13 protein-coding genes are annotated in these 14,851 nt (G+C 64.7%); 10 read left to right on the forward strand and 3 right to left on the reverse strand.

Annotated elements, in window-relative coordinates:
- Nucleotides 1-53: 53 nt before the first annotated feature.
- From ATN00_RS23455 to ATN00_RS14770, 9 genes are read left to right on the forward strand one after another with little or no spacing between them, the layout of a single operon-like run.
- Nucleotides 54-281 carry a hypothetical protein gene (locus tag ATN00_RS23455; RefSeq protein ID WP_156415290.1) on the forward strand — a complete coding sequence of 76 codons (228 nt, stop codon included), beginning with the start codon at nt 54-56 and terminating at the stop codon, nt 279-281.
- Nucleotides 275-2,212 (forward strand): hypothetical protein, encoded by a 1,938-nt coding sequence (locus ATN00_RS14735; RefSeq protein WP_062066070.1) that lies wholly within the window; start codon nt 275-277, stop codon nt 2,210-2,212. The genes ATN00_RS23455 and ATN00_RS14735 overlap by 7 nt, the downstream gene beginning before the upstream one ends.
- Nucleotides 2,209-3,327 (forward strand): conjugal transfer protein TraN, encoded by a 1,119-nt coding sequence (gene traN / locus ATN00_RS14740; RefSeq protein ID WP_148650786.1) that lies wholly within the window; start codon nt 2,209-2,211, stop codon nt 3,325-3,327. Before ATN00_RS14735 ends, traN begins: the two co-directional genes overlap by 4 nt.
- The gene (locus ATN00_RS14745; RefSeq protein WP_062066072.1) at nt 3,299-4,180 is read left to right on the forward strand and encodes a type-F conjugative transfer system pilin assembly protein TrbC; all 882 of its coding nucleotides are present in this window, start codon (nt 3,299-3,301) and stop codon (nt 4,178-4,180) included. Before traN ends, ATN00_RS14745 begins: the two co-directional genes overlap by 29 nt.
- Nucleotides 4,152-4,763 (forward strand): S26 family signal peptidase, encoded by a 612-nt coding sequence (locus ATN00_RS14750; protein ID WP_062066075.1) that lies wholly within the window; start codon nt 4,152-4,154, stop codon nt 4,761-4,763. Before ATN00_RS14745 ends, ATN00_RS14750 begins: the two co-directional genes overlap by 29 nt.
- A complete protein-coding gene (locus tag ATN00_RS14755; RefSeq protein WP_062066077.1) occupies nt 4,760-5,632 on the forward strand; it encodes a conjugal transfer protein TraF in 873 nt (290 codons plus the stop codon). Before ATN00_RS14750 ends, ATN00_RS14755 begins: the two co-directional genes overlap by 4 nt.
- On the forward strand, nt 5,629-6,213 hold the full coding sequence (locus ATN00_RS14760; protein WP_062066079.1) for a hypothetical protein: 585 nt from the start codon (nt 5,629-5,631) through the stop codon (nt 6,211-6,213). Before ATN00_RS14755 ends, ATN00_RS14760 begins: the two co-directional genes overlap by 4 nt.
- 45 nt (nt 6,214-6,258) lie before the next feature.
- Nucleotides 6,259-7,683 carry a conjugal transfer protein TraH gene (locus ATN00_RS14765; protein WP_062066081.1) on the forward strand — a complete coding sequence of 475 codons (1,425 nt, stop codon included), beginning with the start codon at nt 6,259-6,261 and terminating at the stop codon, nt 7,681-7,683.
- A 14-nt stretch (nt 7,684-7,697) separates the two neighbouring features.
- Nucleotides 7,698-11,468 (forward strand): conjugal transfer protein TraG N-terminal domain-containing protein, encoded by a 3,771-nt coding sequence (locus tag ATN00_RS14770; RefSeq protein WP_062066084.1) that lies wholly within the window; start codon nt 7,698-7,700, stop codon nt 11,466-11,468.
- Here ATN00_RS14770 and ATN00_RS14775 read toward each other — a convergent pair.
- Nucleotides 11,465-11,914, reverse strand: a complete 450-nt coding sequence (locus ATN00_RS14775; protein WP_013846839.1) for a hypothetical protein — start codon at nt 11,912-11,914, stop codon at nt 11,465-11,467. The two genes, ATN00_RS14770 and ATN00_RS14775, sit on opposite strands and share 4 nt — an antisense overlap.
- A gap of 597 nt (nt 11,915-12,511) precedes the next feature.
- Between ATN00_RS14775 and ATN00_RS14780 the strand changes: the two genes are divergently transcribed.
- Nucleotides 12,512-12,865, forward strand: a complete 354-nt coding sequence (locus tag ATN00_RS14780) for a hypothetical protein (protein WP_013846840.1) — start codon at nt 12,512-12,514, stop codon at nt 12,863-12,865.
- 213 nt (nt 12,866-13,078) lie between these two features.
- On the opposite strand, the gene ATN00_RS14785 is transcribed toward ATN00_RS14780, so the two are convergent.
- Both ATN00_RS14785 and ATN00_RS14790 read right to left on the reverse strand, forming a co-directional pair.
- Nucleotides 13,079-13,999, reverse strand: a complete 921-nt coding sequence (locus tag ATN00_RS14785; protein WP_013846841.1) for a nucleotidyl transferase AbiEii/AbiGii toxin family protein — start codon at nt 13,997-13,999, stop codon at nt 13,079-13,081.
- Between the two features lie 4 nt (nt 14,000-14,003).
- Nucleotides 14,004-14,789, reverse strand: a complete 786-nt coding sequence (locus tag ATN00_RS14790) for a type IV toxin-antitoxin system AbiEi family antitoxin (protein WP_021690794.1) — start codon at nt 14,787-14,789, stop codon at nt 14,004-14,006.
- Nucleotides 14,790-14,851: the final 62 nt, after the last annotated feature.

A 14,851-nucleotide genomic window follows, 5' to 3' on the forward strand; every position in this document is an offset into this window, starting at 1 on the left:
CCGCTCGTCACGGAACGCTCCCCACCGTGAGCGGGCGCGCGGAAGGAGCGGCGGTGTCCCTTTCCGCCGCCGCTCCCCCCTCGGTCAGCGCGGCCGAAAGCCCCCCGCCGGGGCCGGCAATACCCCCTCCCGCCGTGTCCCCGGTGGCGGCCGCGCTGACCATTTTTGAGGGACAGGCCGTCTTTAAGGTACTCTCGCCCGGTTCCGCCGCGTTCCGGGCGGGAGACGTGCTGCGCTTTGCCTATGGCTCGCGGACCACCCGCGCGAGGACGCCATGGTGAGGCGCGGCATATTCCTCCTCGCAGCCACCGCGCTGATGGCGTCTCCTGTTTCGGCGCAGACGGTCGAGGACCGCGCCCGCGCCGCCGCCGAAGTATCCCGCGCGAAGACCTCGGACAGCGATGCGATCCAGCAGAATTACCTGACGCCGGGTCTTGCCGGACAGCCGATCTCGACGGTCGACAACAGCCAGACGTTCAACCCCAACATCGCCTGCCAGAAGACCGCAACGCTGCTCGAGCTGATCGCGCAGCCGGCGGCGACCGGCGATATCGGCACGCTGCGGATATCGCGCGACAAGGATCTCGACGGCACGGTCGACCAGACATTGACCCTGCCGGTGCCGGTATCGGGCATTTGCGCCAATGGCGTGGTCTCCTGTCAGCCCGGCACCTGGAACCAGTGCAAGAGCTTCAAATGGGACGTCGCGTCTGGCGGCGATCTCAAGCTCGCGCAAGTCGAGCTGACCGATCTCGCCGGCTGCTACTGTGTCAACAATAGCTGCGGCAGCAATCTTGTCTGGGGCAATATGGCCTCGGTGCTGAAGGACCTGGGCGGCGGCGTGATCGGTGCGCTCACCACCGCCGATCCACGCGTCGGCGTCGCGCAGGCGGTGATCGACGGCCCGGCCATCCGCTATACCGGCGCGCAAAGCACGGCCTGCTCGCCCGACCCCGCGCTCCCGCAGACGGCCTATCGCGCCAGTCCCGCTACGATCCAGGGCGATGCCGCGAGCGTCGCCGCATCGAACAGCATTTTTCAGGCGCTGAAAGCATCGCCCGCCGGGGTCGGCAAGGCCGATCAGATCCGGTCCTGCACGATCACGCGGGAGATCAGTATCAAGCCCTGGCAGTTCGACGACATCGTCTCAGCGAGCGGCGGCATCACGTCGAGCTGGAGTTGCGGCGATGGCTGCCGCCGCTACCAGATCCGCGGCGCAGGCGCCTGCGGCAGCAATCCGCCGGTCTATTCCGCCATCTTCAGCACGCAAGCGCCGGAGCGGATCACCTCCGCGCGCATCGTCGAAATGGGCGCCGACGACTGGGTGCAGGCCCGCGTCAACGGCGTCGCGGTCGGCTATGCGGGCAAGCGCGTGTGGATGCACGACGGCATCCCGTCGGGCGATTGCCGGATCAGCGGCAGCGCCTGGTACAACCATGCGCCGATCGACATCACCACCCAGTTGAAGGCCGGCGCCGCCACCGTGTCGGCGCGGGTGCGCGGCGGTGGCGGCGGCAACTGGGGCTATGTCGTCGTTGAAATCCAGGCCGACACCGCCTGCGATGTGAGCGAGCGCATCATCGATCTCTGTTCGGGCTATGCCGGCGACGCCAATTGCGCGCTCCATGACGAGAACGTCGATGGCGTGGACACGTTCCGCAGCGGCGTCGGAACCGGGCTCACGCCCTTGCCGCAGACGCGCCTGTTCGAGAGCGGCGCCTGTTCGCTCCGTCTCGCGCGGCCATGGTTCGAGCGGCAACGGCGCTACCGCTGCACCGTCGATACCGGATCGATGCCGGAACCGGATCTGGGCCGCGGCGCCTGGATCATCGACCATTCGACCGAGACGATGCTGGCCGACCGCGTCAGGACAGCCGACGGCGGCTACTCCACCTCGTCGCGCTCGTTCGCGCTGCCCGATCGCGGTTCGGTTCCGGCCTGCGAGCCGGTCTGCAAGACCCGCGCGCCCGCGCGCAACACGGCGGCGGCGATCGACGGGGTGGTCGGCGCCAAACAGAATGCGCCTGTCGGGTGGGACACCTTCTACCATGCCTGCACGGCGGCAAGCGGCGGCGATGTCTGCCCTGTGGGTCCGGGCGAGGAGATCGTCTCGCCCTGCGGCTGCCTCGACGATTTTCCCGAAGCGGTAGTGATGATGCAGACCGTCCGCCTCGGCGGGGCCGACATGGTCTGCACGGGAGAAGTGCGATGATCGGGCGCCGCCTTTCCTGGCCGAAGCGCGCGGCGTTGTTCGCGCTCGGCCTGTCCGGCTTCCTGCTCGCGGCGCACGTCACCCCGGCACAGGCGCAAACACTCCCAGTCTGCGCGGTCGATCTCAACGGCAATGGCGATGCCGGTGATCCCGGCGAGGTCGCGAACTGCACCATCATGGCGGATGATGCCTGGCTCTGTCCGATGCAGCAGACGATGTGCGTAGCCGATGCCGAGGGCGCCTATAGCTGCCCGCTCGGCAGCCAGCACCCATGCCTGACGCCGGTCGGCGGCGGCACGCCGATGTGCTCGCCCAATGCCTGCACCGGCAGCGATGGTGCCGGAATTGAGGACGATCCCATCGTCGACGATCCCGGCGCGCCTGCTGATGGCGAAGTCGACGCCGAAGGGCATTGCCTCGGCAATATCGAGATATTCGCGGGACGCGCGGTGCGCTGCCGCCCGGCGGGCCTCAAGACCACCTTCTCCAATTGCTGCAAGGACAAGGGGAAAATCGTCAAGGACGGCATGGGCTCGTCCATTTCGTCGATCGGCACCAAGATCGCGGTGGCCAAGGGCGTGTTCACCGGCATGAAGGCCGCCTACGGCGCGTTCAAGGCGGGCGCGACCGCCGGCCAGGCCGCAAGCTCGGGCGCGAACGCGATCATCGCCGGGATCGATCCGACCTCGATAGCCATCAGTCTCGCGATCAACTTCATGATGGATTTCCTCCTGTCCGGCTGTGACAGCCAGGACATGGAAGTGGGCATGCTCCGGGGCTCGGGCATGTGCCATGAGGTCGGCACCTACTGCTCTTCCAAGATCCTCGGCATCTGCGTGCAGAAGTCGAAGGGCCACTGCTGCTTCAACACCAAATTGGGCCGCATCATCCAGGAGCAGGGCCGCCCGCAGCTCAAGAGCTTCAATAGGCTTGGCTGGGGCACGCCGAAGAACCCCTACTGCCGCGGCTTCACCCCCGAAGAGTTCCAGGCGCTGGATTTCTCCAAAATGGACCTTTCCGAATATTATTCCGAGATCGAGGCCCGCGCCCAGGCCGACATCCAGATCGACATGAAGGACAAGATCGATGCGTATATGCGGGTTATCGGCCAGTAACGCGCGCGTCCTCACCGCGCTCGCCCTGCTGCTTTCCACTTCCGCGCCGTCCCACGCGCAGGACGCCGCGCCGCCGGTGAACGCCAGGGAACACGCGCAAGAGCAAGGCGGCGCGGCGATGGACCGGCTCGAACGCGCCACGGCCGCGCGCAAGGCCGAAGCGGAAGCGCGTGGCCCGACGGCGCTGCCAACCCCGTCCGAAGAGAGCCGCCGCCGCGCCTTCGAGGGGCTGCGCAAACGCGCCCCGTCGCCGGCGATGGACGCGCGGGCGCGCACCGCGCTCGACAAGGGCAAGCAAGCGATGGCCGCCGAGCGCGACGCCATGGCCAAACGGCTCGGCCAGGCACTCGGTCTCGATGCGCCCGACATGGCGGCGGTGGCGGGCGCGACCACGCCACTGGATGCCAAAGGCTGGGTGCCCGTCTTGTTCGTCTCGTCCTCGATGCCGGTGACGACATTGCGCACCTATGCCGGGCAACTCGAACGGGTTGGCGGCGTGCTGGCGTTCCGGGGAATGCCCGGCGGTCTCACCAGGGTCGCGCCGATGGCGAAACTCTCGGCGGAAATCCTGCGCCATGATCCCGGATGCGAAGGCCCGGCCTGCGCGATGCGCGACGTGCAGCTGATCGTCGATCCGCTGATTTTCCGCCAGCAGGGCGTCACCCGCGTGCCCGCGCTCGCCATGGTGCCGGGCGATCCGGCGCTCCCCTATTGCGAGCGCGAGGATGATGCCCCGCGCGCCGCGCATGTCATCTACGGCGACGCGGCGCTTTCCGGACTTCTCGAAGAATATGCCCGCCTCGGCGGCAAGCAGGAGGTCCGCGATGCTCAGACTCGCCTTCAGGGCCGCTAGATCCGGCTGGGCCGAACTGAAGCTGCTGCCGCTCAAGGCCGCGGTCGCGCTCGGCAGTTCCGGCCTCGGCCAGCCACCCCGGCCCAAACAGCTATGGAAGGCGTTCGGGATCGTCCTGCCGGTCGGCCTACTGGCCTGGTGGGCCATTCCCCAGGCGACCATCGTGATGAGCCCGTCGATCGACGCCTGGCTCGTCCGCAAGGCGCCAGGGCCGATCAACCGCGGCGACTTCGTATCGTTTACCCTGTCGCATCCGCTCGCCGGTCCCAAGCCGGTCGATGTCACCAAGATGGCGCTGTGCCTGCCGGGCGACCGCATCGACTGGATCGAGAAGCCGTCGTCTGCATCTGGGCCCATCCATCCCGGCGAATGGGATGGCTGGTACTTCTGCAACGGCAAGCTGCTCGGGATCAGCAAGCCCTATGGGCATAACGGCCAGAAGCTCGAGCACTGGCGGCCGTTCTATCCGACGATCCCGGCGGGCATGATCTATGTCGGCTCGTCGCACGCCAGCGGGTTCGACAGCCGCTACTACGGCCCGGTCGCAATCGAGCGGCTGAAGCGCATGGAGAAGCTGCTGTGATCCGCGTCGCCCTCCTCATCGTGGCGGTGCTCCTGCCGATCCTGCCTGTCCATGCGCAGACCGGCGATCAGCGCACCGGCTACTGGTGGTATCAGGCGCCGCCCAAACCCGCCGACGATGAACCCGATCCCGACGCGCTCAAAAAGCCCGCGATCCCGCCGATGGTCGAGCTGGCGACCTGGACGCCGCCGAAGATCAGGAAGCTGATCGAGGAACAACGGGATTACGCGGCGACCGTGCTGACGGTCGATGCGGTGAGCGATTTCTGGCGCCTGCAGGACTTCGCCCGGCGCAAGGCCCGCGCCTTCGCCGGCGTCACCCAGATCGCCATGCTGCAAAATCCCGAACTCAACGCTAAATCGGCGAACCCGATGGTCGGCGAGGCGCGCGATCAGCTTTCCGCGCAGAAGGATCAGGTCCGGCGGCAGTATCTGCGCAGCCGCGCCAACGAGTTTGCGCTCGTCATGTTCTCGCGCTCGACCTGCGGCTACTGCCGCGTCCAGTGGCCGATCGTCCAGCGCTTCCAGGACGAGATGGGCTGGCAGGTCACGCTGCAGGACATCGACCGCAAGCCCGAACTCGCGCAGCGTTTCGGGGTCGAGGTCACGCCCACGACGATGGTGATCCGGCGGGGCAGCCAGCAGCGCATGGTGATCGCCAGCGGGGTCGAGGCCTATCCCAACCTCATCCAGATGGCCTACCAGGCGGTCCGGCTGCTCGCGGGCGATATCCGGCCCGAACAGTTCCTGACCGGCGCGGGCGAAGAAGACGGCTTCTTCGACGCGCTCGCCAACGGCCCGGTGTCGGCCACCGATCCGCGCGTGCTGGGCGGCGATCTGGTGGACGTTCGGATGGAGCCCCGGCCATGATCCGCTTCGTCGCCATCCTGTTTGTGGCGCTGGTCATGGCCAGTGCGCCCACTCACGCGCAGGCGCCGACGCGCGAACAGGCGATGCGCGCGGCAATCCACCCCATCTCGACCGACGCGGAGATGCGCCAGTGGCTCGCCCGCGTTCCGGTGACCCGCGACTGGCCGCCCGACTTCGCCGAAACCATGAAAGGCCAGCCCCCCGCGTTCATCGTCGAGATGAGCACGGCACCCGGTTGCATCCCCTGCGCCGATCTCTGGGCCCGGCTTGGAACCCTGGGGCAACGCTATGGCTGGAAAGTCCGCACCATCGGCAGCCAGGAAGCGATGCTGCGCTCCGGGCGTCTCGGCCTGCCCTGGGTGGGGCATCCCGTCGCCTGGGTCCGCCCTGTCGCCGATTCCAATCGCATCATTCCCGTCGCGATCGGCACCGATCATGAGCCCAACCTCGCGCGCAATCTCTACCTCGCCGCCAAGATGCTGACCGGGGTGAAGCCCGCTGTCGGCGTGCGCGGCATGGCGAAGTTCACCGGGATCGTGGCCGCGGCCACGCGTCTCTCCTCCAACCGGGCGAGGAACTGACATGGAGAGCCGCTTCCTCGCCCACATCATCGAAGGCTCTCTGCCATGACTTCGCCGCGTCGCCGCCTGCCCCTGCTCACCCTCCCTCTGCTGGCATGCCTTTCCTTTGCCACCCCGGCTTCCGCGCAAAGCTGGGCCGAGAGCTGGTTCGACAATGTGACCTACACCAGCCCGGGCTCTTTCGAGGATCAGACCCGCGGCTATATCACCGCGGGCGGTATGTCGGGCCGGATCGACGTCCATAACGACTATCTGATGAGCGTCACGCTGCCCAAGGTCCGCGCGGGCTGCGGAGGGATCGATATGTTTTTGGGCGGCATGTCGTTCCTCGACCCCGACTATCTCGTCCAGAAGCTCGAAAGCATCCTTCAGGCTGCCCCGGCGGTCGCTTTCCAGTATCTGCTGGAAACGCTCGACGAGAAGATGGGTAACATCATCTCGAAGATGGAGGCCGCCACCAATTTCCTGAACTCGATCCAGGTCAACGATTGCCGCCTCGCCAACCGCATGGTGCAGATCGCCAAGGGCGATGACAATATGTCGGGCATCATCGAGGAAATGACCGGCTATAAGAGCGTGCGGGAGGGCTTTTCCAAGAGCTATCAGCAGAGCCGCGAGAAGATCCAGGCGAACCAGGGCAATCCGACCGAGGATTTGCGCGACGCGCTGGAAAACTGCCCGGCGGAAGTCACGGATATCTTCAAGACCGGCTCGCTGCTAGCCCACGCCGCCGCGCGTGTCGGCGCGTCCGACTGGGCCGGCGTCATGCGCGCCCGCGTTGGCGACGTCTATATGCGCTGGGACCCGGCGGACAAGGTTCCGCTGTTCACCGCCATCCCCGCCTGCGCACGGCAGGACACCGAGAGTGTCGACGATTTCCTGACCGGCAAGGTCCAGACCCGCGCGATCGCAGTGCCGCCGACCGCGGCCGATTGCTCGACCGACGGCAGCGGCAAGGGCGCACTGGTGCTCGCACGCGGCCGGATGGAGTCGATCGCGGTCAAGATTCGCACGCGCGCGGCGTTGACGGCAGAGGAGCGGCAGTTCGTCGCCAATGTGCGCACCCTCCCCGTCTATCGTCTTCTGGAATGGGGCGTGCGCCAGGGGCTGGTCGAGAGCGTGATCGGCGATACCGACGAACTGGTCGCGTTGACGCTCGCATACCAGATGCTCAACGACCTCACGCGCAGCATAGATTTTGCCGTGTCCAATGCCGAACGTGGCGTGACCGCCGCCGGTGCGGCCGATGCCGGCAGCGCCAGGATCTGCCAGACTCGCATCCTCGCCAAGGGCATCGAGCAATTGAGCGGGCTGCGCGACGAGGTGCTGCGCCAGCGCGCGCAGATGCGCCAATCCTACATGGCCGCTCTCAACCAGGCGAACCTCTCGGCCAACTATGCCGGGGTCGTGCGCCAGCGCGACCGCGATGCGCGCGACGCCGCCGGCGCCGCCGCCAACCGCAACCGCTGACGGAGGGCCGCGTCATGCATCGCCTCGTTCGCGCTCTCTCGGTCCTGATCGCTCTCTTCGCGGCCAGTCCCGCCCTGGCGATCGATGCGAGTTTCCACACCTATGACGGCTTTGCCGAGACGGTGGATGCCTTCCGCCTCGTCTCGATGATCTTCGGTGACTCGCGTTACGAGACATTGGTGCTGATCGTCGCGGTGGTGGGCATCGCGGTCGGCGTGCTGCTCGCGAGCATCCGCGGGCAAGGCATGGGTATCGTCACCTTCGGGTTCCAGATGCTGATCGGCGTCGGGCTGTTCGTCGGCCTGGTCGCGACTACCGGCACGGTCCATGTCTATGACCGCGTCCGCAACGCCTATCAGCCGGTCGGCGATGTGCCGAACCTCATCGTGCTGGTCGCGGGCATGACCAACATGATGGAACGCGCGCTCGCGGAGGTGATCGACGACAACACCACCGATCCGCATGCCAAGCTGGAATTTGGCGCGGGCGGGCACAGTTTCGACCTGTTCCTCAATGCCGCATCCCCGCGCGGGCCGATGACCGACACCTTCCTCGATGCGACGATCAAGGACTATGTCCGGCAATGCTATCCGGTCGCGCGGGTTTCACCGGCCTATGGGGTCGACGACGATCAGCTGTTCCGCACGGCGACCGATCTTCCTGGCGCCTTTGCGGCAATGGCCGGACCGGCGACCTTCAGCACCGTGTTCACCGCTACCGACAAGGGCGGCACGACCGTGAGCTGCAATGAGGCCTGGGAGCATATCTCGACACGCCTTTCGGAGCCCGCGCTGTTCGACAATTATGTCGCGCAGGTCTGCACCCGCACCGGCTACGACATCGGCAATGCGACCCAGCTTCAGCGCTGCCGGTCCAACATCGGCGAACTCGGCCAGATGATGATGGATACGCCGCTCTCGCTCCAGCAATTCCTGACCAACGTGATGCTCGGCAGCACGGTGGGCGACGTATTGTTCGAGGATAGCCCCGCCACCGCCGCGCGCGTCATGGCCAATCGCGCGGTCGTCTCGTCCGGCCTTGCCACCATGTCCACCGCGAACGAGTGGATGCCGACGATCCGCGCCACGGTGTTCGGGATCATGCTGTTCATGATGCCCGTCGCGCTGCTGTTCATCCTCACCCCGATCAACCTGCGCGTCGCAAGCTTCGCGCTCGGCCTGTTCGTGTTCGTGGCGCTCTGGGGCGTGATCGACGCCGGGATCTATCAGCTGACGCTCGGCCGCGCGACCGATGTGCTGGCCGAGATGCGCGCCAACCATGTCGCGGCCAATGCCTGGATGCTGGCGCCGTCGTCCGCGATGAAGGCGCTCGCCATCTTCGGGAGTTTCCGCACCGCATCTGCCGGTTTGGCAGGCGCTTTCGTGTTCACCGTGTTCCGCTTCTCCGGCAATGTATTCACCTCGTTCACATCCGGCGCGCTCGGCGTGCAGGGCCAGGGCACGGCGGCGGCAGCGCCGCTTGCCACCAGCGAAGGCTATGCCGGCGCGCTCGAAGCGCAGGCGGGGGCTGCGGGCACGATGGCGCGCCGGGGCGCGGCCTCGAACTTCGGGGACTTCGGCGAACGCACGACCTTCGGCGCCAATCGGGCGTTCGGTGCGGCGAGCAGCGTGCTCGGCGAACATGGCGGCGGCGCCAGCGGGACGGCCGCGTTCGGCTTGGGCAAGCTCGATGCGGCGCGCGAACTGGGCGGCCTCTCCCCTGCCCTCACCGGCCGCAGCCTCACCGATCCCGCGACCGTGCGCGCCGTGCGCGACAATGCGACGACGAGCGCCATCCATAATTTTGCCGAGAAGGATGCGCTGCGCAGCCTTGGCACCGGCTATTTTGGCGAGGGACAGTCCGGGGAGCGCGCCTTCGCCGCCTTCGCGCAGAAGATGGTCCAGTGGAAGGCGTTCGGGGATACCCGCGCCTATGACATGATGCTGTCCGGCGCGCAGCGGCATTTCGAGAGGAGCGGCTACGACCAGCAGGATGCCGCGCTCAAAGCCTCGACGGTGATCGCGCAGGCGTCGGCCGATCCGACCTTCGCCAAGCTGATCGCTAATACCTTCGACCAGGAGCAGATGCTGAGGAACGATCTGACCGGCGCGCAGATCCAGGTCGGCGCGATGGAAGGCAGGCGCGATTTTGCTGGCGACAATGTAAGGCGGATCGAGCGCGGCAATGTCGCGACCGAGCAGGCGCATAGGACCGGCAGCAATGAGGGCCAGCGCAACGCTTCCTCCATGCTCGGCCTCTCCGTTCAGGAAACCTCCCGACGCGTCGCCTTTATCAACGCGCTATCCGGAGAGGCTCGCTCCACCGCCATTTCCCAACTGTCGCGCGCAACGGGCAGAAATGAAGCGCAGGTCATGCGGGCGCTCGAAACCTACAATGCCGCCGTGCAGGTCGGCACCGCCGACGGTGCGACCGCCGAGGCCGCGCGCGAGGGCACCAGCGTCTATGGGCGCACCCGCGAGGCAGCGGGCTTCGATTTTGCCGAACGGTCGGGCAAGCTCGACGCGCAGCGTGAGGTCGGTCACGACGGGACACGGTCCGCCGCCCGGATCGGTGAGCAGCGGCGGCAGGCCGACAACGCCGGGTTCGCGGAAGGCGCGGCCGCGGCGGGCATGTCGGTGCGACAGGCCGCACATCTCGACAGCTTCATCCGCACGCTCAGCCAGGGTGCCGGCAATCAGGTCGATATGGCCGAAGGCGGCGCGGCAGGCATCGCTGATCGCGCCCGCAACGAACGGTTGACGCGGATCATCGACAATGAGCGCTTGACCCGCATGCAGAAGTTGCTGGCCGATCATGGGGTGGACATGTCGAAGCGCGAGATCGCCATGGCGCAGAATGGCGATCTGAGCCTCAATCTTACCCCGGAGACGGCGGCGCAGATGTGGCGTGGCGGGCTCATCAACGAAAGCCAGCTCGGCGCGGTCGCCAATGGCGGGCGGGCAAGGTTCTCGTTCGCCGACAACGATCTTCTCGTCTCCAGCTCGGTCGGGTTCCAGCAATCGGCACGCAACGACACCTCCACGCGGTTCGAGGCGGGCAAGCAGGCAGGCCCTGACACCATTGAACACTTCCTCAGCAGCGGCGAACAGGGCCAGGCGATGATGCAGAACTGGCTGCGCGGCGGGTTCGAGATGGATCGGCATGGCAACTGGCGGCTTAACCCGCAGGTGGCCGATACGCTTACGCGCGACGTCCAGGCGATCATCGCGCAGACCGGATGGCAGCGCGGGCTCTCACGATCCGCGCAGGACCAGACCACGATGGGGACCACTATCGGCGCTCATGTTGGCGGCACTATCAGTGCCAATGAGTCGGAAGCGACGGGCGGTCGCGGACAACCTAGCGGCAAAGGGCAACAATCGAACCAAAGCCCGATCACCCAAAAGGGACGCTCCACATCGGGGCGTGTCGGTGGGAGTCTTGGGTTTGAGAGCCGTGACGTTGGCACCACGAGCGAGACGGCGCAGTCAGCGATTGATATCGTGAACTACGACGTCCGCAATGCAATAGCAGCGGCTGAACGGGCGGCTGCCCGCTCCGGCAGCCCGGAAGCGGCCTTCTCGCGCGAACTATCGGAACGCATTCTTGGCCCGAACGGGATGCGCAATCGCTACCTGCAGGATGCGGATTCCGGGCGAGCTACGTTCGATATCACCGGTCCGCTCACCTCAATCGAACAGAATTCCGTCCTGAAAAGTGGTCGGTTCTCGACCGATCTCGATAACAGCCCCGGCGACGGGGACAGTAGCTTCAAGAAGCGTTAAAGTCGTTTGTGAGGCCAGTGAGAGCTCAAAGGATTTCCGATCCACAATGCACCAGACCTCGGATCGAGAATATCGGAGCTGGCATGGAGATCCTCCATTGCCCGATCATGCTCCTCCCATACATCGGCGATTCTAGCTACCGTTTCATCGGACAGCGAAGTTCCGTCACCCTGCTTTGGAAACTGCGCGAGCCAATGCTGTGCATAGCCGATTCCGAGCACCATAAGCGCCATCATCGGGAAGAACAGGACGTTGAGAAAACCGGCCGCCGCGCTGTCGTAGAACGCCTCAAGCGGCGCGATCCTGGTCGATGCAGCCATGCCGATCCACCAGACCGGAATTGCCGACCACCACAGCTTCGCGTACCACGGACGCCAAAGCCAATCGGCCGGTTTCAGCCGAGGCGATGCCGGTTCGGGCGCTTGAATATGGGCGGCGTTGTTCATCGCTATATCCTCACTGGAGGACTATAGCAGAATTCTGTCGGTGTTCCATCATTTGTGAATCGGCTCGATCTGGAAACCGATTGGGAACAACGCTTCTAATCTATCGGCATTGACCCATCTTTGCGAACAGGGATCGATGTGGCGGCGTCAATTCCAGAGAGAGGGTATTGGCGCCGCCGCAATAACCGTCACCAATGTCAATGCATGACGGTCGTTCTTGCCAGTTCCGGTAAATGTCGCGGTTGGGACAGCTTTTGCGGTGTCCAACACGGACTGCGTCTCAGCCGCTTCTGCTGGGCATATGACTTACAAGGTCGGCACGAGACCGTGCATTTTCCATATCTCGAGCATCTCCATCCCCGGGCAACCCCCTTCTCGGCACCTCCGCTGATGCGAGCGGCGGCGCGACCTGTAAGGCTGGCAGTCATGATGTTTTCAAAATCTGAAGTCCGGCTAACGGCTCGGAAACCATAAAATAGCGCATGGCACCTTCGCGCAAAGAGCCAGCGCACAACAATATCCAAGTTGGGGGTTGTTGTTGATGAAAATCCCGCGATTTCTGTCATGCTCCTCTGCAACTAAGAAGGAGGTGAGAGCATGGGGAGCGGTAACGAGCCGGGCAACGACGAATTAAAAGAACAAGCGCTGGAAATGATGGAGCAGTCCTTGGCGATCCTATACGCCTTGCAGGAACCCGCTGCTGCCGATCTCCACGATGTGATTGAGAGGGTCATGGGGTCGTCGGGCAAGATGGGGGAAGAAGGCGAGGTATGGGATTCTGTTTTTACCGATCTACCGCACCTGACCATGCGGGCCTTGTTCCTTCATCGCAATGACGGCTTTACCGTTGGCCAGATCGCACGCCGCCTCCGCATCAGCGAGGCCGACGCGGCGGAGCGCCTCGACCACGCTGTGCGCTATGTTCGCGCGCCTGCATCACCAAGAATATAGCCAGCGCTGGCGGAAAGACATTGCCCGGCCATTCCGCCAAAATCCATGTCGAACCGTAAGCCTTCAATGTACCTGCTGGTCCCAAACGCGAGCGGCTCCCTCTCCCATCACCTCCACCCTTTCCTCGCTGCTCCCGCACTTCACCTAACCACCACCCTTCCGCGCTGCTCGCCGCAAACAGGCTGACCTGCAGGCGTCGGAGGGGCGCCTGACCTATCCCGGCAGCAATTGCTTCTCCAACGCGGCAACAAGCTCCTGCCTCTTGCCAGGGTCCAACCGGTCCAGGTTACGTTGCTTCCACAAAACCGCGGGCAGTCGCCTCGCCTCATCAATGCCCGCAAGCGCCCAGTCCGGTTCACCACGCTTGAAGCCGACAAGGAATTGCCGATGAGTGTCAGGCATCCCGGCAACCATGCACGCGATGATGTCTTCACGCGCTGATTCCAGTTCCGCCAGAGTGATCGGCTGGTGAGTCATTCCGACGAAACCGCGCTCGAACTCCTCGGCGAGCGGTTTACGGGCGGGAGCGAGAACCTCGGCCATCGGGCGATTATGGCTGGCGAGGTAGACGAGAAATGCACGTCGCAAATCGTCTGTGACGCCTTCGTTCGCCAGCAAGTCGCGGACGTCGAAGAGGTCGCGAGGGTGCTGCCGGTCGAGCGCCGCCACGATTTTTCCCGCATAGAGATCGGCGAAGGACACCACCTGAATCTCAGCAAAACCAAAGGCGTCCTCGACTGCGGGAACGACACCCATAACGACGGGATCATAGACCGTCCCGCGCAACACTGGCGTGACCTCGATCTTGATCTGCACATCATCCGCACGAACGATGAGCTTGGTGACGATTTTTTCGTCAGCGGAACGCGACGCATGAATCCTGGCTCCGACCAGTCCTTCCTCGATGCGTTCCTTGATCCGCAGCATCGCCGCATCGATCGTGGCGAGCGAGGTCGCGCGGTCCTCGATCGGCAGATAGGTGAGGTCGATGTCCACCGAAAGTCGCGGCAGGTCACGCACGAACAGATTGATCGCTGTTCCGCCTTTCAGCGCGAAGATATCCTCCTTCGCGACGTGAGGCATAACACGCAGAAGAAGAGCGACCTGTCTCCGGTAGCCGTCGAGAAACGCCATACAGCTATTCTCCCGCCAGGTCGGAGGGCACGGTGATGTTGTAGCGCCGGTCGAGCTTCCCTCCTTTGACCAGGACGCGTTTGCCCGATCCGAGATCCAGGCGGGAAACATCGAGCTTCGAACGCCAGGCATGGCCATGGCGATCCGCGAAGAAGAGGAAGAGACGCTTCACTTTTACGCTCGCGCACGCCTCAAGAAGTGTCTGAAGGCGACGTGGGCTGAGGTCGCTCATTCCTTCCATCAGCATGTCGACCTGATGGAAGCTCTCATGGGGAAGCTCATCGAGCAGTTCGAGAACGGCGCGTTCCTTGCTCGAACAGCGGATCGGCAAGGTCGTGCCGGCGGTGCTGGACATCCGGGGCGCAGGCTCGGGAGGAATCTCGCCGTCGACTGGAAACAGCCGGAGGCTGTTATGCCAGCGGAACGAGACATCGAGTGGCAGGCTGTCGAGCCATGTCGGCGGCCGGCTTGGCCCATAGAGATGGACTTCGCGCACCGTTATGGAGAGATAATGAGCGTAGCCCTGCTGTTCGAGCGCTGTGCGCCCGCCAACTGTCAAAGGCAGGTCCAACAGGGATTGCAGTGAGATAACGGCCTGTTCCCAGGTGAGCGGTCCACGCGAGCGGCGATAGACGCGCCGGGTCGGGCTATCGAGCCATCCCGCGCGAACATATTGGCTCCGCAGCGATGATGAGTAACCATGGGCTTCCATCCATGCCGCGTCGACCAGCAGGCTCTCTGGGAGATCCCGTTGCAGCCGGTTTAATTTTCCTAATGTTTGCGAAGCCATGCTATGCATTTTGACAGATTGGGAAACTACTGTCGAGTTTATTAATTTCGAAATTAGCTAAG

This window comes from Sphingobium baderi, from assembly GCF_001456115.1.
GTDB classification, from domain to species: Bacteria; Pseudomonadota; Alphaproteobacteria; order Sphingomonadales; family Sphingomonadaceae; genus Sphingobium; species Sphingobium baderi_A.

Bases quoted from the DNA above. Each gene is read 5' to 3' on its own strand.
- ATN00_RS14735 (WP_062066070.1), top strand. From the start codon at position 275: ATGGTGAGGCGCGGCATATTCCTCCTCGCAGCCACCGCGCTGATGGCG.
- traN (WP_148650786.1), top strand. From the start codon at position 2,209: ATGATCGGGCGCCGCCTTTCCTGGCCGAAGCGCGCGGCGTTGTTCGCG.
- ATN00_RS14745 (WP_062066072.1), top strand. From the start codon at position 3,299: ATGCGTATATGCGGGTTATCGGCCAGTAACGCGCGCGTCCTCACCGCG.
- ATN00_RS14750 (WP_062066075.1), top strand. From the start codon at position 4,152: ATGCTCAGACTCGCCTTCAGGGCCGCTAGATCCGGCTGGGCCGAACTG.
- ATN00_RS14760 (WP_062066079.1), top strand. From the start codon at position 5,629: ATGATCCGCTTCGTCGCCATCCTGTTTGTGGCGCTGGTCATGGCCAGT.
- ATN00_RS14765 (WP_062066081.1), top strand. From the start codon at position 6,259: ATGACTTCGCCGCGTCGCCGCCTGCCCCTGCTCACCCTCCCTCTGCTG.
- ATN00_RS14770 (WP_062066084.1), top strand. From the start codon at position 7,698: ATGCATCGCCTCGTTCGCGCTCTCTCGGTCCTGATCGCTCTCTTCGCG.
- ATN00_RS14775 (WP_013846839.1), bottom strand. From the start codon at position 11,914: ATGAACAACGCCGCCCATATTCAAGCGCCCGAACCGGCATCGCCTCGG.
- ATN00_RS14780 (WP_013846840.1), top strand. From the start codon at position 12,512: ATGGGGAGCGGTAACGAGCCGGGCAACGACGAATTAAAAGAACAAGCG.
- ATN00_RS14785 (WP_013846841.1), bottom strand. From the start codon at position 13,999: ATGGCGTTTCTCGACGGCTACCGGAGACAGGTCGCTCTTCTTCTGCGT.
- ATN00_RS14790 (WP_021690794.1), bottom strand. From the start codon at position 14,789: ATGGCTTCGCAAACATTAGGAAAATTAAACCGGCTGCAACGGGATCTC.